Here is a 24,985-nt window from a genome sequence, read left to right on the forward strand (position 1 = left end):
AATTCCGGTTGCACTCCTTAAGATTATTTAACTGTCACCAACTGGGCCGGCAACCTTTTAAACGCCAACCTTTCATTCTCGATATCCACAAAAATCGTATCTCCATCCACAAAATCTCCCCGCAAAATACCCTTCGCCATTTGCGTTTCTAACTCCCGTTGAATTCCCCGTTTCAAAGGCCGCGCACCATACACCGGGTCGTACCCTATTTCTGCCAAGAAATCAAGCGCAGATTCCGACAATTTCAGAGACATTTTGCGTTCCGCCAAACGTTTTTCCAGACGCTTAACTTGCAACAGCACAATCTGCCGCAATTCGCTCTTAGTCAAACTTTTGAAAATAATCATTTCATCAATCCGGTTCAAGAATTCCGGGCGGAAAGTTCCCCGCATGGCTTCCATCACCCGACTCCGCATTTGTTCCTCATCTCCCGCCACATCTAAAATGTATTGAGAGCCGACATTCGATGTCATAATAATCACAGAATTCTTGAAATCTACTGTGTGACCTTGAGCGTCGGTAACGCGGCCGTCGTCGAGAATTTGCAGCATGATATTGAAGACATCCGGGTGTGCTTTCTCGATTTCATCAAATAGAATCACCGAGTAAGGACGGCGGCGCACAGCCTCAGTTAATTGTCCGCCTTCATCGTAGCCGACGTATCCCGGAGGCGCACCAATCAACCGCGAAACTGCGTGTTTTTCCATGTATTCCGACATATCAATTCGCACGATCGCCTCTTCTGTATCAAACAGATAAGACGCTAAGGCTTTAGCTAACTCGGTTTTGCCCACACCCGTCGGGCCGAGGAATATAAAACTAGCAACGGGACGGTTCGGATCGGCTAAACCTGCGCGCGATCGCTGAATGGCATCTGCAACCGCAGTCACCGCTTCATCCTGTCCAATTACCCGGTTGTGCAGTTCATCTTCCAAATGCAGAAGTTTCTGCATTTCCGATTCAACTAACTTGCTAATCGGAATTCCCGTCCACTTAGAAATAATTTCGGCAATGTCCGATTCCGTGACTTCTTCTCGCAGTAGAGTTTGACCTGTAGTTTGAGTTGCTGTTAGTTGAGTTTCCGCTTCTTGCAGTTGTTTTTGCAACTGAGTTAAGGTTCCATATTTCAATTCAGCAGCGCGGTTGAGGTCGTATTTCAACTCAGCTTGTTGAATTTCAATGTTAGCCTTGTCGATTTGTTCTTTAATCTTTTGAATGCTACCAATGACACCTTTTTCCGATTGCCATTGAGCATTCAAACCCCTTTGCTGTTCCTTGAGGTTGGCTAAGTCTTTTTCCAGTCTTTCCAAACGTTCAATGGAAGCAGCATTGCTTTCTTTTTGCAGCGATAGTCTTTCCATTTCTAGCTGCAAAATTTTGCGGTCGATTTCGTCTAGTTCTTCCGGCTTGGATGTAATCTCCATTTTGAGTTTAGCCGCCGCTTCGTCCACTAAGTCAATGGCTTTGTCTGGCAAAAAGCGATCGCTAATATATCGAGTAGACAAAGTAGCCGCCGCCACTAGGGCGCTGTCGGAGATTTTTACGCCGTGGTGTACTTCGTAACGTTCCTTCAAACCCCGCAGAATTGAAATAGTATCTTCAACTGTTGGTTGGTCAACATAAACCTGTTGAAAACGGCGTTCTAGGGCTGCATCTTTTTCCAGATATTTGCGGTATTCGTCGAGAGTTGTTGCGCCGATACAGCGCAATTCTCCCCTCGCCAACATCGGTTTTAGCAAGTTGCCTGCATCCATGGAACCTTGGGTAGCACCGGCACCGACAACGGTGTGAATTTCATCAATAAATAAGATGACTTTCCCGTTGCTATCCATCACTTCTTTGAGGACTGCTTTCAAGCGTTCTTCAAATTCTCCTCGGAATTTTGCACCGGCAATTAATGCGCCCATATCTAAGCTGATTAATTGTCTGTCTTTGAGAGATTGGGGGACATCTCCGGTGATAATTCGCTGGGCGAGTCCTTCGGCGATGGCGGTTTTTCCTACTCCCGGTTCTCCGATTAATACGGGGTTGTTTTTGGTGCGGCGGCTCAATATTTGAATCGTGCGGCGGATTTCGTCATCTCGTCCGATGACTGGATCGAGTTTGCCTTGACGGGCTGCTTCTGTCAAATCTCGGCCGTATTTTTCCAGCGCTTCGTATTTGCCTTCTGGATTTTGGTCGGTCACTTTGTTGTTCCCCCGGACTTGGGTAATTATTTCTTTGAGTTTGGCTTCATCTAGTTTAAATTCTTGTAATAGATTTTTGCCAAAGCGATCGTCTTTGACGTATCCTAGTATCAGGTGTTCGACGGAAATAAATTCATCACCGTAGTCTTTTCGATAAGTTTCGGCTCGATCGAGTAAAGTGTCGAGAGAACGACCGAGATAAACATTGTTGGTGCTTCCAGAGATTTTCGGCTGGCGGCTGATAAACTCATCGGTGCGATCGCGCAATTTGGTTACTGATACGCCTGCTTTATTAAATAAGCTGCTAGCTAGTCCCGATTCTTGTTCTAGCAAAGCTTTCATCAAGTGTTCGCTTTCTAGCTGCTGCTGCTGGGCTGCTTTTACGAGTTCGGGAGTCCGAGACAGGGCTTCCCAGGCTTTTTCGGTAAATTGGTTTGGATTATTGGGTTGCATAAATTTTAATTCCCTGAATTTTAAAAGAGCGATATTGTAAAGGCTAATGCTCGATCGCCCGTATAATTGTCATTGTAGGGAGTTAGTGGCGATCGGGCGATCGGTATTCCGCTATCTGAAGATAGGATTTCCGTCCTTTCTGGCAGTCGATCGCAGATAATGTTGGGATTACTCAATAATTAATCCGTGTATCCGTTCAAAATCAGCGTCGTTCCTTCTTCCTTCTTCCTTCTTCCTTCTTCCTTCATACTTGCATAGTCACCCGTTCTGGGAGGCTGACAGTAAAAGTTGAACCTTTACCATCCTGACTTTCGACACTAATTTCGCCGCCCAGAATATGACACAAACGTTGACTAATTGTCAAGCCCAAACCAGTCCCTCCATACTTGCGAGTAGTTGAAGCATCGGCTTGAATAAAAGGCTTAAATATCTGCTGTAATTGATCCTCGGTCATCCCTATGCCAGTGTCGGTGACTCGAAAGACTAAAACTTGAGCAGTATAGTATGAATTAGAGACAGAATCTTCCTTATTTTTATTCCTTTTTGTCGGTCGGAGTTTTTCAATTTTCATTCTTTCTACCCCAATGGTAATCACACCTTTTTCGGTGAATTTGGCGGCGTTGCTGAGCAAGTTGAGCAGAATTTGCCGCACTTTGGGCTGGTCGGCGTACATGGTACCTAGTTCACCTTCGGTTTTTAGTGCTAAAGCATTGCCTTTTTTTTCTACTAATGGTTGAGCCGTGGTCATCACTTCTTCAATCATTGTTGCTACATCGAAGTTTTCTAAATAAAGGGTGACGTGACCGGCTTCAATTTTGGAAATATCCAGGATATCGCTAATCATATCCAGCAGGTGTTTGCCTGCTGTTTGAATTTTTTGTAAGTCGGGCAGAAAGTCTTCTGAACCAGAATCTTGAGCATCTTCTTGGAGCATTTCGCTGTAGTTGATGATGGCGTTGAGGGGGGTACGCAGTTCGTGGCTCATGTTGGCGAGAAATGCACTTTTGGAGCGGTTGGCTGCTTCGGCTGCTATTTTTGCTTCCTGCAAGTCTTCTGTATATTCTGCTACCCGCTGGATAAGTTCGTTGATGGAAATTGCTAGCAATCCTACTTCGTCGGAAGTAGTGACGGGTGCTTGTAGATCAAAGTTGGATTCTTCGGTAACTCGCTGAGCGATGAGGGTGGTGGCTTCTAGGGGGCCGGCGATCGCACCGCTGGTGTATGCTGCTAACATGGCTGCGATCGCTGCTGATATTCCTAGAGAACAGATGAGAATTAGAGTTCCCAGTTTTTCAGCTTGGTCGTAGGTTCTAAATACTTCGTCTGCTTTGTCGCGAAAAGTACCCGCTAGTTGGGCGGAATCCTGGGAAAATTTTTCCAGTTTAAAAGCGCTGTCCCCCGTCGCAAAATTATACCAGTTGCGCTCGAACACCTGCTGCTGTTTGGGATTCAAAGCAGATAATTTCTCATTCCCCAATAGTTTCTGGACTTGTTGGAAGTAAGTTTCTACTACTTTATTGTTGGCTTTAGCGAACTCTTGAATTTTTTGATAATCTTGGACTACGCCGTGATTTGAAGTCTGCGGGAGGCTTTGCAGTTGTTCTAGTTGTGCGCTCATCTGAGCCACGCGACTGAGAAAGTCCGAGCGTTCGCGATCGAAAATTTGCGGTTTTTTCGTCAGACTCACCAGCCACAACTGGTGAATTCTGACTTCCTGGGCGATATTATTAAGGTTGGTCAGGATTTCAGCTTTGTCTCGCTCGATCGCCAGTTGTTCCCTAACCTGGTGTTTGCAATAGGATTCCACTACCCGTCCCGCCACCGCGCCCAACATTGCAATACTAATGACCAAGGCGTATCCGCAGCCGATTTTCTGCCTGATACCCAAGCGACTGAATAGATGCTTCAACCCTGTTTGAGGAGGGTTCTGGAGTTGATTTTTCAAGATTAAGGTTAAAGACATGGGCAATGTACTCGTTACCCAGAAAGGCACTATCTAAATTATAATTGATGCCAGCCTGACCGTAAATAAGTTGTTACTCGATCGACAAATTTCGTCATTTATGGGGTCCTTGCATAATTCCGCCACCTGCTCTACTTGACATTTTGCAAAATTCATGGGCGTTTGTAAAATCCCCCGCACCTGACGACGGGGGGAGGATCTGAAAATTTGCAACTTTCCTCTACTGGCAAACTCGAAATTGTGCTAACTCAGGAGGAATTTTGGAAGCATTAGGTATGCTCGCATTTAACAGTCAACAGTCAACAGTCAACAACAAATAACTAAATCATTTTTTACGAAAATCCCAAGCGGGGACAAACTTGGAATCTCCCCAAACGCCACGGCGATTTTTCTTAGCTGCTGCTTCGGCTTGTTCCAGAATACTGGCGCTGGGACAGTTTTTTAAGTAAGGACGATAAACCATGGCTAGTCCTTCGCTAGTCAAAACTTCTTGCACAAATGTGCCGTTTGGTAAGCGAACTTCGCTGATTTGGCGTCCGTAGCGATCAGTATCGGTGACAGTCAAAACCACTCTATCGCCTCCTTGTTTCACTAGCTGCTGAGTTCTTTGCTGCGCTAAATTTCCCCACTTAAATTGATTTTTTTGGGCTGCTGCTTTGCTATTCTTTTCAGCATTTGTGTGGGGAACTTCCGGTGCATCTACACAGGCAAAACGCACTTTGATATCTTTCCCAGCGCTATCGAGGGCGACAAGGGTATCGCCATCGCTGACTCGTTTGACAGCATAGTTATTCGCTGCTAATTTTTGGGGACATCCGAATAGTAAGAATACCATACTTAAGGTCATAAATCTTGTAATTAATCGGAAAAGAGTGATTTTTGTTTGACTCATAGTTCTCTGTTTTTATTTGGTTTCCATCCAATTTTGACCCGCGTGGATGTCAACTATCAATGGTACGCTCAGAGGTAGGGCATTTTCCATGGCATCTTTGATTTTTGGCTGCAATTCTTCCCATTCCTGGGGAGGTACTTCAAAGATTAATTCGTCGTGAACTTGCAGCAGCAATCGCGCCTGATAGTTTTGCAAAACTTGGTTGACTTCAATCATGGCAAGTTTAATGATATCAGCACTGGAGCCTTGGATGGGAGCGTTGGCTGCCGCCCGCAAAGATTGGGCGTCATCTCTGCTGAGAGATTTAAGTCTATCGGGGTGGATGTCTTGGGGGTTAGTGCCTTTTAAGTCGCTGAGGCGATCGAAGTTTAAGTAGCGGCGGCGGCCGAGTATGGTGGAAACATAGCCAAGGGCGATCGCCTCTTTTTTGACTTTTTCCAAATATTCAAACACTTGACTATAACGCTGGTTAAATCGTTCAATAAACTTTTTACCATCTGCTGAGCTTTTGCCCATAGATTTGCCAAACTTAATCGCCCCCATCCCATAAATTACCCCGAAATTAATCGTTTTGCCAAACCGTCTTTCATCCGGCGTAACATCCTCTTTTTCAAATAATAATTGAGCGGTGACTGTATGCACATCTCGGTTATTTTGATAAGCTTCGATTAACACAGGTTCTTGACTCAAATGAGCTAAAATTCGCAGTTCAATTTGAGAATAGTCAGCCGACACCATCAGCCAACCTGATTCTGGTAAAAAAGCCTTGCGAATTTGTCGGGAAAATTCGGTACGGATGGGAATATTCTGTAAATTTGGATTGGAAGAAGAAAGCCTGCCCGTCCCGGTAGCAGTCTGGTTAAAATCTGTATGCACTCGCCCGGTATCTGCACGCACTAACTGCGGCAAAGCATCCACATAGGTAGATTTCAATTTGGATAATGTTCGGTGTTCTAATAAATCATCTACAATCGGATGGTCTCCTTGGAGTTTGTCTAAAACAGCGGCATCGGTGGAATATCCTGTTTTGGTTTTGCGAGATTTTTTCTGAAACTCTTCGGGGATTTTTTCTAATAAGATTTCGCTTAGTTGTTTTGGGGAAGCTAAATTAAACTTTCTCCCCGCTGCTTGATAGGTGTTTTCTTCGAGTTGGACTAATCTCTGTTCTAGTTGTTGTGAGAGTTCTTGCAGATAGGCTGAATTAATGCGAATGCCACGAAGTTCCATTTCTGCTAAAATTGGTTCTAAGGGCTGTTCGACATCGAGTAGTAACCGATGCAAAGACTTTGATGGGGGCCCAGAAACCGGGTTTTTTGACGAAAATACTTCGTTATGACCAGCAGATTCAGTAAAAAACCCGGTTTCTTCAGTCGGAGTGCGTAAGTCCTGTTCATCTAATTCTGCTCTCAGTTTATCTACTAATTGAAATGTGGTGTACACATCCATGCCGCAGTAGTCGGCTACTTCGGGAATGCTGATGTCAGCAATTGTTTTGTGTTTCGGGACTAATTCTTTGTAGCTTTTGGCGACAATTCCTAAGTATTTCCTGGATAATTCGCTGAGGCTGTGGCTGGTTTCGGGATTGAGTACATAACTGGCTAGCATGGTGTCGAAGATGACTCCTGTTAGTTTAATTCCCTGACAGCGGAAGATGAGGCGATCGAATTTAGCATTTTGCAGCGCTTTGGGATAATTTTCGCTTTCTAAAATCGGACGCAAAGTATTTAAAACTGTGGTTTTATCTAAGTTTTTGCCTGTTTTATGTCCGGTTGGGATATAGGCTAAATCTTGTTCGCCGGTTCCCCAACAACAGCCAATTCCTACTAACTCGGCGTCTCGTGGTTCTAAGGCGGTGGTTTCGGTATCCCAGGCCACAGGTGTTGTTTTGTCTGTGCGGGTTTCTAGCAGTTTGACTAATTCATTTAACTGTTCTATGTTTTGAATTATCCGGGGTTTGATTGGTAATTTGTTTGCTTCCTGGGCTGTTGTTGTATCAGTATAACTCCAAAACCATAGGTCTTCTGAATTTTCAAGAGCTATAGGTAAGTTTTCTGTGGCACTATCATTGGTATTTATAGTAACAGGTAAGTTTTCTGTGGCACTGTCATTGGTATTTACAGTAACAAGCAAGTTTTCTGTTCCACTGTTGGAGGAGACTCTTTCTTGGTTATTGCTGATTGCTTCTGCTTTCTCTTCTACACCGCCGAAACGTTGTTGAATTTGTTTGACTTTGCTTAAAAATGTCTTAAATTCTAATTTTTCTAGCATCGGTATCAATGCTGCTTCATCAAAACCTTTGAGCTGGCAATTTTCTAGTTCTACTTCTAAGGGAACGTCTTGGACGATGGTTGCCATGTGCTGAGAATGATAGGCTGCTGCTTTTCCTTCTTCTAACTTTTTCTTGGTTGCTCCTTTAATTTCGTCTAGGGCTGCATAAATTCCGTCGAGGGTGTTGTAAGTAGTGAGGAGTTGGATGGCGGTTTTGTCGCCAATGCCTTTGACTCCGGGAATGTTGTCGGATTTGTCGCCGCAGAGGGCTTTGTAATCTATTACTTGTTGGGGCAATATGCCGAGTTTTTCTTGGACTTGTTCGGGACCGTATTCTTGGGATTTGCCTTTTCCCGATCGCCTTAATTCCTCTGTGCTTAAGTATAAAACACTGATTTTTTTAGCGGTGTCTACTAATTGAAATAAATCTCGATCGCCCGTGAGGATTTTGACATCATAACCGGAGGTGCTGGCTTTGTTGGCCAAAGTTCCTAAAACATCGTCGGCTTCGTAGCCGGGAGCGGTGATGGCTGGTAAGTTTAAATAGCCCAGGAGTTCTTGGAGGTTTTGCAAATCGGGGATAAAATCTTCTGGGGTTTCGGCGCGGCCGGCTTTGTAGGTTTCGTCGGCTTCGTGGCGAAAGGTGGGTGCGGCGGTGTCAAAGGCGATCGCCATGTATTCTGGTGCGATCGCCGCCATGACTTCCAACAGAGACTTGAGAAAGCCGAAACAGACGCTGGTGGGAATGCCGGTGCTAGTTCGCAAACCTCCATCTCGACTTTTGGCAAAGGCGAAGTAGGACCGAAAGGCCAGGGAGTGGCCGTCAACTAGGATGAAGGTGGGTGTTTTATTGGCGGACACTGGCACTGAGGGCGATCGCACGAAAGTATTTCCTCATTGTAGCGAGTTGTCGCCCCATCGTTCCTCAAGGACGAATCGATTTATTCCGAGTCAGTAATTCTCAAGTTCCACATCCCCAATCTAAAATTTATGGGCTGTGCAGCTTGCCTGAGAATAGTGGAAGATGTGAAGTACGATCGCACTTTTTCCAGATCGAAGTTTATGGCTGACATTGACCAATACTATGCAATCCTAGAAATTGAGCCTGGAGCTTCCTTAGAAGAAGTTAAGCAAGCTTACAGAGATTTGGCCTTTGTGTGGCATCCCGATCGCTTTGCCCACAACGATCGGCTGCAACAAAAAGCTCAACAAAGATTAGCAGAGATTAATCTAGCTTACGAGCAATTGGTGTCGTTTCTGAGTCAGCCGGAATTAAAAGCGATCGAACCTGCGTTTGAGACAGCAACAACCCCTGCACCTGTACGTGAAAAACTCAACAGAAGGGGCTTTATCAAGCCAAAAACTAGGGCTAATTTCAAAAAAAGTCAAAATTCTCCAAAAGCTACCTCGAAAGGCCACAAAGGATTTAAAGCTGAAAACCGTCAAAGGTTTCCAGGGCGGCGTGGCAATCTCCACACTCCCAGCCATGCCCAGGCTACCTCGAACCGGAAACAACAATTTTCGATTCAATATTCAAAGTCGCGAAACTTTGCTACTTCCAGGCGACAATCTCCCAAATATTCTGGCTTTCCTTGGTGGCCGCTGGCGATCGCCTTTGCCAGTTATGCTTTGACTAGCTGGATTTTGACCAAATCTGCCGTCCCCCTATGGATGTGGACTTTAATCTGTGGTGCTGATGGGCTGTGGGCGGTGATTTTGGTGGCGGAGGGTTCAGTAACAGCGAGAGTTTGGTTGGCGGCTTTTGTTTTAGCTGGGGCGGTGGGGGGGTCGATCGCAGGTTTTCAGGCGGGAGGCGCGATCACAGGGATGGTTTGGGCTCTGGTTGGGGCTGGCTTGGGGGCGATCGCCACTTCTGAGGCTGAGTCTAGGGCTGTGGCTGGTGTGTTGGCTGTGGCGGGAGTCGCGACAGTGACGGGATTGATGGCTGGAACTGCTTCTGGGGATTGGATCAGGACGATGGCGGGGGGTATCTGTTGGGGGGTTGTGGGCTTGCTGTGTGGGCTGATGGGGGAAGTATCTGTTACTTCTGAGAACCCTAGGGGGCTTGTAGGTTTAATTGGCTTGGGAGTTGGGGCGATGGCGGGTGCGGTGGCGTTGACTGGTGCCGAGAATCTGGGTTTAGCTTTGGTAATGGCGGGTTCTAAGGCTGTCTATGGGGCTTGGGTGGCGATCGGGATTATTGCTGGAGTTGTGGCGAGGATGGTGGCCGCCGAAAGGTCGATCGTCTCTGGGAATGGGTTTTACACCTCTATTCTGTTAATGACTACTTCTGGTTTTGGACTGTGGTTAGGAAACTGGTTAGCCGATCGAATTTTTTGAATTTTGGTTCGTAATCAGGACTTGTTGTTAAATTGTCTGTCAAAAATCAAACTCATAACTCATAAATAACCTGCTCGTAACTCCTTAATAAACTATATCCAATACACTAAGCTTTGGCTTGAATGGTTTGGACAGCAGCTATTTTTCCAACATACGCTCTCCGAGGCAAAGAATAATTGAGGATATTTATATCATGAAGTTTGGTTACTCAGTGTTTCAACGCTTTACCACTAAGCGTATGCTACGTAATATTTGTTTATGGGCGATCTTAGCATTCTTGGTCACTTCCGCCATCAGTGTAGCAACTGCTGCCGAGCGCAAACAGGAGAACAAGAGCCAGCCATACGCGATCGGCCTTTGGGGCGATCTTCCCTACTCAGACGTACAGGCGTTGACGGGGGTTCCGAACCTGATCGCTGACATGAACTCGCAAAACCTGGTCTTTACAGTCCACGACGGCGATCTGAAGGCGGGCAGTGGTACCCCCGGCTCGGTCACGCCGACCACCTGTAGCGAAGATTTCTATAGGCAATCCCTCGGATTCTTCAACGCGCTGAAGGCACCGGCAGCCTTCACACCGGGCGATAACGATTGGACTGACTGCGATCGCCCCGCAAACGGTGGATTCTCATCACGCGAGCGGCTCGATCGCGAGCGTCAGCTATTCTTCAACACCAAGTTTACACTCGGACAACGTAAGCTAGCCCAGAAAGTGCAGACAGCGCCGCTGTGCCTCGGCGTTGAGGGTGCCGTACCCTGTGTCGAAAACCGTCGCTGGGCAGTCGGTAATGTTACCTATGTCACCCTCAACGTTCCCGGTTCATGCAACAACCTCTGTGACACCGCACCTGACTCGGCTGAGTATAACGCACGCAACCAATCCAATATTGTCTGGTTGCGTGAGAGCTTTAAAGCAGCCAAGGACAGCAATTCAGTGGCGGTGATGATTATCACCCAAGCCAATCCGGGGTGGGATCTAACCGATGGCACCAGAGCGCCTTTGCGCGATCCGAAAACACTGGTGGAAACCGATAAGCAGGCTGATGGCACTCTCACGCCTGATGGCTACAAGGACTTTTTAATCGCGCTTCGCGATGAGACGATCGCTTTCCGTAAGCCGGTGGCCTACGTGCATGGCGACTCGCACTACTACCGCATTGACAAGCCATTTCTGGATAGTGAGGGTCAACGCCTTGAGAACTTCACTCGCGTCGAGACCTTTGGCGACAATGTGGCGAATGGCCTCAACGACGTGCAGTGGATCAAAGTTACCGTCAATCCCCGTGAGCGAGAGGTATTTTCCTATCAGCCACAGATTGTTCCCAAGAATCGGGTAGCGGTTCCGGCAGTCTAACACCGCGCGGTTTTCTCAGCGGGGCGATTTATCGACAATTTCTCCGCCGTCTAACCACACACGGGATGAGCTGTTTTTAATACACAGCAGTTCCCGCTGTAAGCTTTGGCAAATCGGCTTTATTCCGATCGCCCAACCATCAGGATTTAAAGGGCGATCGGATTTATTGCATTTTCCTTTTTCCTTCTTCCGTCTTCCATAACTCCCAGCGCTTACCACTTTTCAACAGCGCTTCAAACTCATCCTGGGGCAAAGCCTTGCTGAAAAAATAGCCTTGAATTTCGTCACAATCGTGAGTACACAAAAAAGCAAGTTCCTGTTCATCTTCCACCCCCTCAGCCACCACCGTCATATTCATCGAGTGTCCCATTTGAATAATCGCGATCGTAATCGCTGCATTCTGACGATCCTCTGTAATATTGCGAATAAAACTCTTATCTATTTTCAGAACATCAAAGGGAAACCGCTTTGAATAACTTAAGGAAGCATATCCCGTGCCAAAATCGTCAATTGCCACCCTAATTCCCATTTTTTTCCACACACTAAAAGCTTGGGATACTGCTGTTTCATCTTGCAACACCAGACTTTCCGTCAATTCTAATTCCAGATATTTAGGGTCGAGACCAGTTTCTGTTAATATTTGACTGACTCTTTGCGTCAGATTTTTTTGATCGAATTGGCGGGCTGACACGTTGACTGCTACTCTTAGCGGACCCAAACCCTGCGCTTGCCAAGCTTGAGTTTGCCTACAAGCCGTCTCTAATACCCATTCCCCCAAAGGCGCAATCAAGCCCATTTCTTCCGCCATGGGAATGAATTCTCCAGGGGAAACCCGTCCCATTTCTGGATGGTTCCAACGCACTAAAGCTTCTGCACCTACTATTTTTCCACTCTTTATTTCTACTTTCGGCTCATAATAAACTTCAAATTCTGACCTTTTTAAAGCATTACGAAGACTAATTTCTTGAGCTAGTTTATTGATAGAATTAGTTGCAATATTTCTGGCATGAAATTGATAATTATTTCCACCTTTTTCCTGAGCATAGTACATAGCTGTATAAGCATTTTTTAGCAAATCCTCTGCATCCCTACCGTCGCCCGGATACAAAGAAATACCGATACTAGCCGTGAGGTAAACTTCGCTGCTTTCTACAATGATTGCTTGGGCGACAATTTCCAAAATGCTGTGAACAATCTTGACCGCATCCTGTTTGTCTTTCACAGGTTCGAGAACCAGCGCAAATTCGGCTGCTTCCAAACGAGCCACCAGATTAATTTTGTTTGTACAGTTATTCAGCCGCTGAGCAATACTGCAAATTACTAAATCACCAATATGGTGTCCCAAGGTACTATTAATCCGGTTAATTCTATCTAAGCTGAGAGTGACAACCGGAATGAATTCTGACAATTCTGTTTGTTCGTTTAATAGCTGACTTAGCTTTTCTCGAAGCAAGGAACGATTTGGTAGATTTGTCAAGCTATCATAGTGATGTCGGTGGAGGGCTATTTGAATAGTTGTGTGCAAGTTTTTTTCTTCAAATGGTTTGACGATGTAACCAAAAGGTTTAGTAGAATTGACTCGTCGCAAAGTATTTTCATCGGCATAAGCTGTGAGGTAAATCACTGGGATTTGAAAGCGCGATCTAATTTTCTCTGCCGCTGTTATCCCGTCTATTTCTCCCTGTAAATTCACATCCATCAGCACTAAATCTGGTCGCACTTCTGATGCGGCTATAATCGCTTCTTCCCCAGAATAGACAATGGCAGTTACTTGATATCCCAGACTTGTCAAACTGTCGAAAAGGTCTTCAGCAATGATGCTTTCATCTTCGACTATCAGTATTTTATTATTTGACATTAGGTTTGCTCTCCTGGTGTATTTCTGGTTGTGAAAATGTTATTTTGAAAACTGTCCCGGCAGTTTTTACAAGTTCTATATTCCCGCGAATTTGTTTAACCAAAGATACTACTAAACGCAAACCCAATGTGCGAGAATTTTTATAGTCTAATTCTTTGGGTAAACCAATGCCGCTATCGCTAACAACTAGCACGCAAACCCTGTCATCATCGAAACTAAAATCTATTTTAATTGTACCTTGATTTGCCTCTGGAAAAGCATACTTTAGGGAATTGGTCACGAATTCGTTGATAATTAGTCCGCAAGGAACTGCGGTGTCAATATTCAAAAAACATGGTGCAATATTGGTTTGTAATTTAATTCCTTTGGCATTGATTTCATAGGCTTGGAATAAATTTTTGGCTAAGTTGTGGATATAATCAGCAAAGTCAATCTTTGATAAGTCTTTGGATTGATACAATTGTTCGTGAACCAGGGCCATTGATCTGACGCGGTTTTGGCTTTCTTTTAGCATTTCAGTAACGTGGCTATCTTGAATATAGCGAGACTGAAGTTTGAGCAAACTGGAAATAACTTGCAGGTTGTTTTTGACTCGGTGATGAATTTCTTGGAGTAGCACTTCTTTTTCGGCGAGGGAAGCTTTGATTTGATCTTCATCTCGCTTGCGGTCCGTAATGTCGCGCACTACTGCTTGTAAGAATTTTTCTCCATTAATTTCCATGCTGTTTAACAGCACTTCTGCGGGAAATTCTGAACCATCGAGTCGTTTATGAACCCAGTCAAATCGACAGCTTCCTGTTTCCATGGCTGTGGCTATTTTTTGTTTAGAAAGAGTCTTTGAATCTTCTCCGTTAGGCTGAAATGGTGGAGATAAATCCCTGGGATGTTTACCATAGAAATCTTCTTTTTTGCTACATCCAAATATTTTTAATGTTGCGAAGTTGCAGTCAAAAAACATCTCTTCATTTAGCAACATTACTGCGTCGCTGGTGGCTTCATAAAGGCTCCTAAATTTGTGTTCTGATTCTTGCAACGAAGCAATTAATTTGGTTTTTTGAGCTTCGGCGCGTTTGCGATCGGTAATGTCGATTCCTACAGATACTGCTGCGGTTCCTTGATGATATTTTTGAGCTACTATTAAATAGTTGCGCAGGGAGCCGTTAATTTCTATTTCTATTTCTTGGGATGTTTCCCGATCTGAACTTTCAAAAAATTGTCGCAGTAGTTGTCCAAAGTTAGACCCTCGTTCGAGAAACCCTATTTCTTCACCAACAAAGCTTTCAGGAGAACGCTTGAAAGAAGTTGCTAAGTGCTGGTTGACTCCTATATACCGCAAATCTGAATCGATCCAAGAAATTAATCCTGGTACGGCATTTAAAACTGCCCAAAGTTGGTCGGTTGTTTTTTCTAGAGCTTCTTCCGATCGCTTGCGATCGCTAATATCTGTCGCCGTACCAGTTAGTCCTAAAATAGTGCCGTTTTCGGCTTGGTTAACGATGCTGTTTACCCGCAGGTGAACGGGAGTGCCGTCTTTACGAATATGTACTATTTCGTAAGCATAGTTAGGTGCTGGGGGCTGAAGGCTGGTGTTATCTAAAAGTTGTTCAAATATTTGTATTTGTAAGGGTTTGTGTTCGGGAAGCAAAAATTCGGTGAAACTGCGCCCGATCATTTCTGGTGGTTCATAACCGTAGATGCGTTCCGCGGCGGCATTGACAAAGGTTAACAAGCCTTGAATATCGACGGACCAAATTAATTCTTGGGATGTTTGGACGAGATTGCGATACTTTTTTTCGCTTTCGTAAAGTGCTGCATGAAAGTTTTTTGTTTGCTGCTGAAGCTGGCGTTGTAATTCTTGATTTGCTTTTTGCAATGCCGCTGGCGATCGCGATCCATCCCCTATTTCCGTAGAAACACCGACGGCAGCGACAACTTCGCCCTGGGAATTGTATACAGGCGTCGATCGAATTTCGTATATTAAATCCCCCTGTTGGGCATTCCAATAGCGTGAGTTTCCCGCCAATACCCAAGTCATATTTTCATAGATATCTGGATGGTGATTGTAGACTTCAAAAATCGAGGTTCTGGTGAGTTCTTCTGGCGAAAAACCCCAATTTTCTCGTCCTTTGCCTTCGGCAAGCGTTAATTTGCCGTTTTTGTCTGTCGCCCATAGCAGAATCGGAGCAACACCCATCGCTCTTTGCCAAGTCTCGTTGGCTGTTTTGAGGCGATCGATTTCCCCTTGAAGTTGCTCGCGGGTGTTGTTTAATTCTGCTGTTAGCTGCTCTACTATGAGCTGCAAGTTAGTAGTAGTGTCTGGCGTTTGCGCCCTCGCACAGGAGCAATAGCTTGATTTGTTAGACTGTGACATAGTTTCTCTGAGAGGCACTCTGATTTTTAGGCAAGCCTATTTTTTAAGCATAAACTTTTCCTGTCAACTCTTACGGTTAACTGGGATACTCATTTTGTAAATTAGGGATATTATAAAGCTTGTTTAAAGCAATTAGGAGTTGCCTGTCGTTGCGCTGTTTTGCTCCCAATCGATCGACAACAGGCTAAATCATTACTGCTAATCAGTATTTTTACGTCTATTATGGGTAGACTTGCCAAAATCAATTCCGTAATCTTCACCTTTTTTCTATCCCATAATTGTAAAGTTATGATTAATGTGCGTAAATATACTGAATATAGTCATTAGTTATTGGTTATTAGTTATTGGTTATTAGTTATTAGTTATTGGTTATTGGTCAACTGTCAACTGTGGCGCGCCGTGTCCTTCCACCCTTCGGCTACGCGGTTGGAGCAGCGGAGTCGAAGGGTCAACTGTCAACTGTCAACCATTTTTCCCTACAAATCAGCAGCGTGCTGCTTCAATTCCTCCAAAGAAACGTATTCCAAAGTTAAGGCGTGAGTCGCTGATAAAACTACCTTGGGTGCAACTCCAGCATCCATCGCTTCCTTCCAGCGTGACGCACATAAACACCAGCAATCCCCTGGTTTCAAACCGGGAAAATTAAATGCGGGGACTGGAGTTATCAAATCATTTCCCCTCGACTTGCTAAATTGCAAAAAATCTGCTGTCAATTGAGCACAAACTGTGTGAGCCCCATAGTCGCCACCACCTGTATTGCATTTGCCATCCCGATAATATCCCGTCATGGGCGACGTGCAGCAAGTTTCTAATTTTCCACCCAACACATTTGTAGCTTCTGTCACAATTTCCACTCCTTGATAAAACATTCTCTCTAAATTATACCTCTGAGTTTGAGCGATAAAAATGTTAGAGATTTTTGGTCATGGCAAAGTTGATGAATTTTTGCCCTCTCCGTGCTACCTCTTGTTGTTTAATTACCCGAAAATATTTGTTTTCAAAGAAGGGTTTTGCTGTAATACTGGCTTCTGTAAATATGCTTTTTAGTCCTAATTCCTTGGCTTTGGCTTCAATGTGTTCTAATATTTTTGTACCTACTCCTTTCCTTTGAAAGTCCTTGTGGCAGTAAAAGCGATCGATATGGCCGTTGATTTCTAGTTCTCCAAAACCTGCAATTATGTCACCTTCTGTCGCTACAAAGGTAAATTTCTTGCTTAAACTTTTAACCCAATTTTCCCGGTCGATGTCAACAGGAGCCCAAGCATCTACTTGTGCTTTTGTGTAATCCTGGATATTTACTTGGTGTACGGTTTCATAAAACAGTTTGATAATTTGTTCGGTATCCCCTATTTCGTAGTTTCTGACTTTCATAGCTGGTTTCCAGAGGGTGCAAAAAGGCGATCGATACAGTTGGATTAATTTCTGCCACTTCCATTGACCCAAATAATTTTACTGTACCTCTTGACAAAATCTACCACTTTGTGCAAGATTAATTATAACAAATGTTCGATATAATATAACCTAACTCAACAGCTAAGCCCTAGCTAAAATCTAGGTTATACTATATCGGATGTTCGATATAGTAATATGTTTCGATCGATTTTAAATTTTCGATAACCTAGGATCTAAAATCCACCATGTCAGATCGATCGACCTTATGCCAAAGATAGTTGACCACGAACTCTACCGCAAACAACTGTTGAACCAATGCTTTGAGATCTTTGCCGAAAAAGGCTATTCCTCAGTAACAATGCGTGAAATAGCCTCAGAAATTGGAGTTTCTACAGGCACGCTTTACCACTATTTCCCCAGTAAAGAAAGCCTGTTCGACCAATTAATTGAATACTTGAGCTATGAAGATACAAAAGAAGAAGCGCTAGCGGAATTAGGAAATCCACCAACCCTAGGTGAAAAGATTGAAAAACTGATGGAATATGTCTGTAAAAGTGAGGATTATATTGTCAAAAGTTTGTCAATTACCTTTGATTTTTGTCATCACAAAACTAGGCAAGAGGTTGAGAGTAATCAGGCACTTCAGGAAGCAGGAAAGCGTTATGAAGAAGCCGTAGGCTGCTACTTAGGCATCTCCAATCCAGAAATTCCGATATTTATCATCAACTATGTTGATGGTTTGTTGGGAAGAAGATTTTATCAAGGTGAAAGGATTTCTTTCACAGAACAAGCGAATTTATTAAAAGAGCTGTTGGTTGCTTATCTAGAAAAAAAACAAGGCGAATAGAGGAGATATATGAACTTTCAAGATTACATCAAACCTCATAATCGATTGGTAACGGGATTAGTAATTGCTGGCGCTTTAATTAGCGTGGGTACTGCTTTTTACGGAATTTCTCAGTCGGGAATTATCAGTGAAACTGCTGAACCTTTGCCTGTGGAAACAACTCCTCCAGCTAGGAAAATAACCGCTTTAGGAAGATTGGAACCCCAAGGAGAAGTGATTCGGTTGGGAGTATCGCAAAATCTCAATGGCGATCGCATTTCCCAGATTTTAGTCAAAGAAGGCGATGGGGTGAAAGCTGGGCAGTTAATCGCAATTTTGGATGCAGGCGATCGGCTAAAATCTGCCTTAGACGAAGCCAAAGAAAAAGTAAAAGTTGCCCAAGCAAATTTAGCAAAAGTCAAAGCCGGTGCAAAATCAGGAGAAATTGCAGCACAATCAGCGACAATTGGCAAGCTAGCAGCAGAATTGCAAGGAAATCAAACAGCACAACAAGCAACAGTCGATCGCACCCTCGCCCAATGGGAAGGAGACAGAAGCGCCCAGCAAGCGACAATTAACAGAATCACCGCCCAGTGGGAAGGAGAAAAGAAAGCTCAAACAGCAACAATTAGCCGCATAAATGCCCAGTGGAAAGGAGAAAAACAAGCACAAATAGCAGCGATTAACAAGTTGCAAGCAGAGTTAAATAATGCACAATCTGAATACGTGCGAAATCAACAACTTGTTGTCGAAGGTGCAATTTCTAAATCCGTAATGGATACCAAAAAGCTAGCAGTAGAAACCAACAGCCAGCAAGTTAAAGAAGCTCAAGCAAATCTCACCAGGATTAATAGTACAGCAACAGAGCAACTTGAAGAAGCCCAAGCAAATCTCGATCGAATCAACAATACAGCCAAACAGCAACTGAAGGAAGCCCAAGCCAATCTTTCGAGAATTAATAATACAGCCAAACAGCAGCTAAATGAAGCCGAAGCCAATCTCAAACGCATCAAAGGAAGTGGTAGCCAACAACTAGAAGAAGCGAAAGCCACTCTCGAAAAAATAGCCGAAGTACGCCCGGTAGATATAGAAGCAGCCGAAACAGAAATCAATAGTGCGATCGCCCAAGTGAATCGCGCCCAAGCGGAATTAAATCAAGCTTATATCCGCACCCCAACTCCCGGAAAAATTCTCAAAATTCATACTCGCCCAGGCGAAAAAATTAGCGACGAAGGCATTGCGGATGTAGGAAAAACTGAGCAAATGGTAGTCGTAGCCGAAGTTTATCAAACTGATATTAGCAAAATCAAAGTCGGTCAAAAAGCAACTGTCACCAGCCAAGCATTTCCCGGAGAATTGCCAGGAGTTGTTAAAGAGATTGGATTGAAAGTCAGCAAACAAAATGTGTTTAGCAACCAACCGGGAGAAAACTTGGACAGCCGAGTAGTGGAAGTAAAACTTCACTTGAATTCAGAAGGTAGCAAACAAGTTGAAGGGTTGACAAACTTGCAGGTAATGGTAGCAATTCAGAAAGACTAAAGTCCCGAATCCGAACCTTGAAGGATGGAAAGTTATGGCAGAATTTGGTCCAGATCCAAACCTACCTTATCCCATGATAGACCAGTGGCGCGTAGGTTTCATCAAAAACTTTGTGAAATCGCCTAATATTATTGTCGGTGATTACTCCTACTATGACGATCCGACTGGTCCGGAAAACTTCGAGAAAAATGTTCTTTACAACTACGGAAATGACAGATTAATTATTGGTAAATTTTGTGCGATCGCCACCAATGTCAAATTCATCATGAACGGTGCAAATCACAAACTAGACGGCATTTCCACCTATCCTTTTCCCATTTTTGGCAATGGTTGGGAAACGGCAATGAATTTATTAATGGAACTGCCAAGTAAAGGAGATATTGTGATTGGTAATGATGTGTGGATTGGTTACGAAGCAGTGATTATGCCCGGAGTCAAAATCGGCGACGGTGTGGTGATTGCAGCGAAATCTGTGGTAGTAAAAGATGTTCCGGCTTACACCATTGTCGGTGGAAATCCCGCAGGTATAATCAAACAGCGTTTCAGCGATGCTGAAGTTGCACAATTATTAGAAATTCGGTGGTGGGATTGGCAAATTGACAAGATTACGCGCCATATTAACTTGATTATGAACAGTGATATTCAAGCACTGATAGATGCCGAATAAAAGGGAGCATCCCGATTTGGTAAGGGCGAAGCATGACCGCTGTAAATCTCTGGTTATCACTAATAAATTATCTGCGGTCATGCTTCGCCCCTACGAATTACAAATAACTAATAACCAATTCCCCATTCCCAATTCCATATTCCCCATCCCCCATTCCCAAATTATATGTTTCGCAAAACACCCCTTGCATGGTTGCAAGTAACCAGAGAAAAAACCCGCCTTGCAGTTGCCATTGCCGGCATTGCCTTTGCAGATATCCTAATCTTCGTGCAACTAGGATTCCGAGATGCACTTTTCGATTCTGCCATTAAACCGCACCAAAGTTTACAAACAGACTTAGTGTTAATCAATCCTCAATTTGAAACATTTGCTGCGGTAAAAAGTTTCAAAAGAGATAGATTATACCAAGCCCAAGGATTTGAAGGAGTCAAATCTGTAACTTCTTTGCATATTGATATCGGGCGGTGGCGAAATCCCACCAATCGCACTACGAGAGCGATTTTAATTTTTGGAGTAGATCCCGGAAACATCACATTTAATTTGCCAGATGTCAACCAACAACTGCATCAAATTCAAATGTTTAATCATGCCTTATTCGACCAATCTTCGAGACCTGAATATGGCGATATTGCCCAAATTATCCAGAAAGAATCCAGCCTTGAAACAGAACTAAACAAACGCAACATTCAAGTATCGGGTTTATTTACCCTCGGTACTTCTTTCACCGCTGATGGGAATGTCATAGTCAGTGACTCCACATTCATGAACTTATTTCCCGAAAGGAAACCCGATGAAATGGATGTGGGTTTAATCACCCTTAAACCCGGTACAGATATCAAAAAAGTCCAGTCTATGCTACAAGCAACTTTACCCAATGATGTTAAAGTTTTAACCTTAGCAGAATTTGCGGAAATCGAGAAAGCTTACTGGGCAAATGCTACCCCCATTGGCTTTATTTTTGGATTTGGCACTATCATCGGATTTATTGTGGGTCTAATTATTGTTTACCAAATTCTTTACTCCGATGTTTCCGACCACTTAGCAGAATATGCTACTTTAAAAGCAATGGGATATAGCGATCGCTATTTAGTAGGAGTCTTAATTCAAGAAGCTCTCCTCTTAGCAGTTTTAGGTTTTATGCCAGGAATTATTATCGCCAATGGAATGTATTCCCTAGCACAATCTGCCACTTTACTACCAATTATAATGACCACAAATCGAGCAGTAGTAGTGTTAGGTTTGACGATTGTGATGTGTACAGGTTCCGGTGCGATCGCCCTTCGGAAACTTCAATCAGCAGACCCCGCAGACATCTTTTAATCATCTTTTAATCATCCCTAATTTTCGGTAAATTTTGCCCCAAAAATCCCCATGGAAACCCTAAATCTCCCTGCTGAAACAACCACAATAACCGAACCAGTAATTTCCGTCAAAAACCTCAATCACTACTTCGGCCAAGGGTCCCTCAAAAAACAAGCCTTATTTGACATAAATTTGGATATCAACCCAGGAGAAATAGTAATTATGACGGGGCCCTCCGGTTCCGGGAAAACCACGTTATTAACCATGTTAGGAGGCTTACGTTCTGCCCAGGAAGGGAGTCTCAAAATTCTGGGACAAGAAATAGTCTCAGCGAGCAAACATCAATTAACCAAACTGAGAAAGCAAATTGGGTATATTTTTCAAGCACACAATCTGATGACATTTTTGACAGCTAAGCAAAACGTGCGAATGTCTTTGGAATTGCATAAAGAAATGCTAAATCAGAATATGGATGCTTTGTCCATAGCAATGTTAGAAGCAGTTGGTTTGGGAGAGAGGGCTAATTATTACCCCGAAAATTTGTCAGGAGGACAGAAACAAAGAGTGGCGATCGCCCGTGCGTTAGTCAGCCACCCTAAAATAGTATTAGCCGATGAACCCACTGCTGCTTTAGACAAAAAATCCGGGCGAGATGTGGTAGAAATTATGCAGAAACTAGCCAAAGAACAAGGTTGCACGATTTTGCTTGTCACCCACGACAATCGTATTTTGGATATTGCCGATCGCATTATTTACATGGAAGACGGGCATTTAGTCACAAATCTGGCAGATTAAAGTCATGAAGCTAGAATAGGCTGTATCATTGAGCGTACCAACTTTCCAGCGCCAAGCGGTGAACTTCCCGCCAGCTAATATTTTTAAGTCTGGCAATTTCCGCGCAATCCTCATATTCTGGCTGGACATTAGTAATCATTTCTCCAGTCTTCGCAACTTTGATTTGCACTTCGCCATATTCTGTTTGAACAGTCTGGAATTCTCGGTGCAAAATTGTTCTCTGTTGAGTCGATCGCCTAATTCCCAAAGTAGTAGTTTCGCGAAATATCGTTGTTTCGCAAGCAGCCTGATGTTCGGGATGACAAATCACAGTTAACAACACCCCCAGCCGCGACTTTTTCATCACAATTGGTTGGGTGAAAACATCAAGAGCTCCGCAGGTAAACAAAGCATCAAAAACATAGGCGATCGCCTGGGGACTCAAATCATCAATTTGTGTTTCCAATACCATAATAGTTTCTAGGGAATCGGGCATTGGGCATCGGGCATCGGGCATCGGTAATTGTGAATTAATAGCGGTTTCCCCTTCTCCCCCTCGGATTTTCCCCCCTTGGGGGGGGTAGGGGGGGGTTGAGTTCTCCCCTGCGACTTTCCCCCCTTGGGGGGGGTAGGGGGGGGTTGCTTTCTCCCCTGCGACTTTCCCCCCTTGGGGGGGGTAGGGGGGGGTTGCTTTCTCCCCTGCGACTTTCCCCCCTTGGGGGGGGTAGGGGGGGGTTGCTTTCTCCCCAATCCAGAGGCGCAAAATATTAGGAATTACCAGCATTCGAGAACCGGCACCCAATCCGATCGCCTGAATCTGCATAGATGGTGGCGGGCCAAACCCAGAAGCCAGAGTACAGGCGATCGCAGTCCCCGTTGGCGTACACAATTCGCGATCGATCCCATTGCTATAAACCGGCACTTGGTGCATTTCCCACAACCGCATCACCGCCGGCGTGGGCACCGCTAATATGCCGTGGGCCGCCTTCACCGTACCGCCCCCAGTGGGCATTGCCGAAAAGTAACACTCATCAATATCCAACCAATCCAAACCCAAACAAGTACCGATAATATCCACAAGTGCATCCGTAGCGCCCACTTCGTGAAAATAAACCTCCTCTGGGGAGATACCATGTACGGCACCTTCAGCCTCTGCCAATTTGCGAAATACGGCCAAACTCCAGGCTTCCACTCGCGCCGGTAACTGGGCACAGAGGATGATGCGCTCAATTTCTGGCAAGTTGCGATGGGGAGTGTGGCTAGTTTCGGCCTCCCCAGCATTGTGATGGTGAGAATGTTCGTCACCGTGGTGATGGTGGTGGTGAGTGCGATCGAATGTGGGGGATTCGGTTTCCGAGGGATCGAGGGTAGAGTCAGCAGCCAGATTTTGAGCTTTTTTCGGCAAATCCGCAATCAAATCCACATGAAATTTAGTTGCTTGTTGAGTATTGCGATGGACTAATTCGGTACGCAGTTGATACTCTGTCGAAATTCCCAATAAATGTAGTTTTTCAATTAGGTACTCCAAGGGGACGCCGGCATGGACGAGGGCTCCCAGACACATATCGCCAGCAATACCGGTTGGGCATTCAAAATAAGCTATTTTATTCATTATTAACAATTAATTTTCATCATTGATTGTTTCAGCGGATATTTCCATCGCCCAATTAGCCTGCAATATCATAACATGGCAATTATTTACGAAGTGCATCCAGTTACACCCCAAAAAGACCGAATCGAGAAGATTAAAGCTTCCCTAAAAGCTGGGGCCGTAATGCTTTATCCGACTGATACGGTTTATGCGATCGGCTGCGATATCAATGCTAAATCTGCGGTAGAACGAGTCCGGCAGATCAAGCAACTCTCTAATGATAAACCTTTAACGTTCCTCTGTTCTTCTCTGTCAAATATTGCCGAGTATGCCATTGTCACCAACGAAGCTTACAGGATTATCAAGCGATTAATTCCTGGACCTTATACGTTTGTGTTGCCAGCTACCAAGTTAGTGCCCCGGTTGGTGATGAACCCAAAACGCAAAACTACGGGCATTCGCGTGCCCGATCGCCCAATTTGTTTTACACTGTTGGAAGCCTTGGGAAATCCAATTATTTCCACATCCGCTCACATGACTACCGATGATGACGAAGGTGAAGCACCATCAGCCACCAGCAAAACACAAAACTTTGGCAAAGCTGAACTATTTGACTGTTTGGAAAAATTGGTAGATATTATTGTTGATGACGGTTCCGATCCTGGATATCAAGTATCTACCATCCTAGATTTAACAGACAAAGAACCGGTGATTGTTCGTCGCGGTTTGGGATGGGAAGCTGCGGCTGCTTGGGCAGAGCCATAGTATAGCAGGAACTCCCGCCTGTTTTAGCTTTGAAAATACCAGAAAACTAACTCTTGGTGGAACAGGCTGGATGGCCTGTTCTCTCAAGAAATTAACTCAAAAAAGCCTTAAGCTTCTACCTTAACTCCTTTCCAAAAAGCAATGTAGCCTTCAATATTTTTAGCAGCATCTTTCGGAGTAGGATAATACCAAGCGGCATCTTTATTAACTTGTCCACCCACTTCAATACTGTAGTAACTAGCGACACCTTTCCAACCGCAAGTAGTGTGGGTGCTGCTGTCCTTAAAATATTCACGTTTGATGGCATCTGGCGGGAAATAAAAATTGTTTTCTACGACTTCGCACTTGTCGCTTTCGGCCAAAACGGCACCATTCCAAATAGCTTTCGGCATCGGTTTCTCTGGTTAAATTAAGAATTTTAATTATTGTAACTGTATTTGTACT

Annotated in this window: 20 protein-coding genes; 8 read left to right on the forward strand and 12 right to left on the reverse strand. The window is 44.4% G+C overall.

Annotated elements, in window-relative coordinates:
* Positions 1–23: 23 nt before the first annotated feature.
* From clpB to ACBR23_RS05565, 6 genes are all read right to left on the reverse strand, one after another.
* Positions 24–2,639 carry an ATP-dependent chaperone ClpB gene (clpB, locus tag ACBR23_RS05540; RefSeq protein ID WP_371115639.1) on the reverse strand — a complete coding sequence of 872 codons (2,616 nt, stop codon included), beginning with the start codon at positions 2,637–2,639 and terminating at the stop codon, positions 24–26.
* 20 nt (positions 2,640–2,659) lie between these two features.
* Positions 2,660–2,815, reverse strand: a complete 156-nt coding sequence (locus ACBR23_RS05545; RefSeq protein ID WP_371118850.1) for a hypothetical protein — start codon at positions 2,813–2,815, stop codon at positions 2,660–2,662.
* Positions 2,816–2,883: 68 nt separating this feature from the next.
* Positions 2,884–4,602, reverse strand: coding sequence for an ATP-binding protein (locus tag ACBR23_RS05550; RefSeq protein WP_371115641.1), 1,719 nt, complete (start codon positions 4,600–4,602; stop codon positions 2,884–2,886).
* Between the two features lie 325 nt (positions 4,603–4,927).
* Positions 4,928–5,449 (reverse strand): thermonuclease family protein, encoded by a 522-nt coding sequence (locus ACBR23_RS05555; RefSeq protein ID WP_371120911.1) that lies wholly within the window; start codon positions 5,447–5,449, stop codon positions 4,928–4,930.
* A gap of 57 nt (positions 5,450–5,506) precedes the next feature.
* Entirely contained in the window at positions 5,507–8,623 is a 3,117-nt protein-coding gene (gene polA / locus ACBR23_RS05560) for a DNA polymerase I (protein WP_371125635.1), read from the reverse strand.
* Between the two features lie 80 nt (positions 8,624–8,703).
* Positions 8,704–8,835: a hypothetical protein gene (locus ACBR23_RS05565; RefSeq protein ID WP_371118848.1), complete on the reverse strand. Its 132-nt coding sequence runs from the start codon at positions 8,833–8,835 to the stop codon at positions 8,704–8,706.
* Between ACBR23_RS05565 and ACBR23_RS05570 the strand changes: the two genes are divergently transcribed.
* Together ACBR23_RS05570 and ACBR23_RS05575 are read left to right on the forward strand one after the other, a co-directional pair.
* Complete coding sequence (locus tag ACBR23_RS05570) at positions 8,825–10,102, forward strand: DnaJ domain-containing protein (RefSeq protein WP_371118847.1); 1,278 nt, start codon at positions 8,825–8,827, stop codon at positions 10,100–10,102. The two genes, ACBR23_RS05565 and ACBR23_RS05570, sit on opposite strands and share 11 nt — an antisense overlap.
* 193 nt (positions 10,103–10,295) lie before the next feature.
* Positions 10,296–11,456: a hypothetical protein gene (locus ACBR23_RS05575; protein ID WP_371118846.1), complete on the forward strand. Its 1,161-nt coding sequence runs from the start codon at positions 10,296–10,298 to the stop codon at positions 11,454–11,456.
* A 163-nt stretch (positions 11,457–11,619) separates the two neighbouring features.
* Here the strand turns inward: ACBR23_RS05575 and ACBR23_RS05580 are convergent, their stop codons facing one another.
* From ACBR23_RS05580 to ACBR23_RS05595, 4 genes are all read right to left on the reverse strand, one after another.
* On the reverse strand, positions 11,620–13,314 hold the full coding sequence (locus ACBR23_RS05580) for a putative bifunctional diguanylate cyclase/phosphodiesterase (RefSeq protein ID WP_371115646.1): 1,695 nt from the start codon (positions 13,312–13,314) through the stop codon (positions 11,620–11,622).
* On the reverse strand, positions 13,304–15,685 hold the full coding sequence (locus ACBR23_RS05585) for a PAS domain S-box protein (protein ID WP_371118845.1): 2,382 nt from the start codon (positions 15,683–15,685) through the stop codon (positions 13,304–13,306). The genes ACBR23_RS05580 and ACBR23_RS05585 overlap by 11 nt, the downstream gene beginning before the upstream one ends.
* 476 nt (positions 15,686–16,161) lie before the next feature.
* A complete protein-coding gene (locus ACBR23_RS05590; RefSeq protein WP_371118844.1) occupies positions 16,162–16,554 on the reverse strand; it encodes a DUF2237 family protein in 393 nt (130 codons plus the stop codon).
* Between the two features lie 40 nt (positions 16,555–16,594).
* Positions 16,595–17,056 carry a GNAT family N-acetyltransferase gene (locus tag ACBR23_RS05595; RefSeq protein ID WP_371115648.1) on the reverse strand — a complete coding sequence of 154 codons (462 nt, stop codon included), beginning with the start codon at positions 17,054–17,056 and terminating at the stop codon, positions 16,595–16,597.
* 286 nt (positions 17,057–17,342) lie between these two features.
* Between ACBR23_RS05595 and ACBR23_RS05600 the strand changes: the two genes are divergently transcribed.
* From ACBR23_RS05600 to ACBR23_RS05620, 5 genes are all read left to right on the forward strand, one after another.
* On the forward strand, positions 17,343–17,924 hold the full coding sequence (locus ACBR23_RS05600; protein ID WP_341738965.1) for a TetR/AcrR family transcriptional regulator: 582 nt from the start codon (positions 17,343–17,345) through the stop codon (positions 17,922–17,924).
* A gap of 9 nt (positions 17,925–17,933) precedes the next feature.
* Positions 17,934–19,442 carry an HlyD family efflux transporter periplasmic adaptor subunit gene (locus ACBR23_RS05605; protein ID WP_371118843.1) on the forward strand — a complete coding sequence of 503 codons (1,509 nt, stop codon included), beginning with the start codon at positions 17,934–17,936 and terminating at the stop codon, positions 19,440–19,442.
* 34 nt (positions 19,443–19,476) lie between these two features.
* Positions 19,477–20,109, forward strand: a complete 633-nt coding sequence (locus ACBR23_RS05610) for a CatB-related O-acetyltransferase (protein ID WP_371118842.1) — start codon at positions 19,477–19,479, stop codon at positions 20,107–20,109.
* A 165-nt stretch (positions 20,110–20,274) separates the two neighbouring features.
* Positions 20,275–21,429, forward strand: coding sequence for an ABC transporter permease DevC (gene devC, locus ACBR23_RS05615; RefSeq protein WP_371115651.1), 1,155 nt, complete (start codon positions 20,275–20,277; stop codon positions 21,427–21,429).
* Positions 21,430–21,480: 51 nt separating this feature from the next.
* Positions 21,481–22,206 (forward strand): DevA family ABC transporter ATP-binding protein, encoded by a 726-nt coding sequence (locus ACBR23_RS05620; protein ID WP_371118841.1) that lies wholly within the window; start codon positions 21,481–21,483, stop codon positions 22,204–22,206.
* Between the two features lie 25 nt (positions 22,207–22,231).
* On the opposite strand, the gene larC is transcribed toward ACBR23_RS05620, so the two are convergent.
* Positions 22,232–23,797, reverse strand: a complete 1,566-nt coding sequence (gene larC / locus ACBR23_RS05625) for a nickel pincer cofactor biosynthesis protein LarC (RefSeq protein ID WP_371118840.1) — start codon at positions 23,795–23,797, stop codon at positions 22,232–22,234.
* A gap of 75 nt (positions 23,798–23,872) precedes the next feature.
* Here larC and ACBR23_RS05630 point away from each other — a divergent pair, with 75 nt between their 5' ends.
* Positions 23,873–24,541 (forward strand): L-threonylcarbamoyladenylate synthase, encoded by a 669-nt coding sequence (locus ACBR23_RS05630; RefSeq protein ID WP_371115653.1) that lies wholly within the window; start codon positions 23,873–23,875, stop codon positions 24,539–24,541.
* A 107-nt stretch (positions 24,542–24,648) separates the two neighbouring features.
* Here the strand turns inward: ACBR23_RS05630 and ACBR23_RS05635 are convergent, their stop codons facing one another.
* A complete protein-coding gene (locus ACBR23_RS05635; protein ID WP_371115654.1) occupies positions 24,649–24,933 on the reverse strand; it encodes a DUF427 domain-containing protein in 285 nt (94 codons plus the stop codon).
* Between the last annotated feature and the right edge of the window lie 52 nt (positions 24,934–24,985).

This window comes from Microcoleus sp. (assembly GCF_041354475.1).
GTDB lineage: Bacteria > Cyanobacteriota > Cyanobacteriia > Cyanobacteriales > Microcoleaceae > Microcoleus.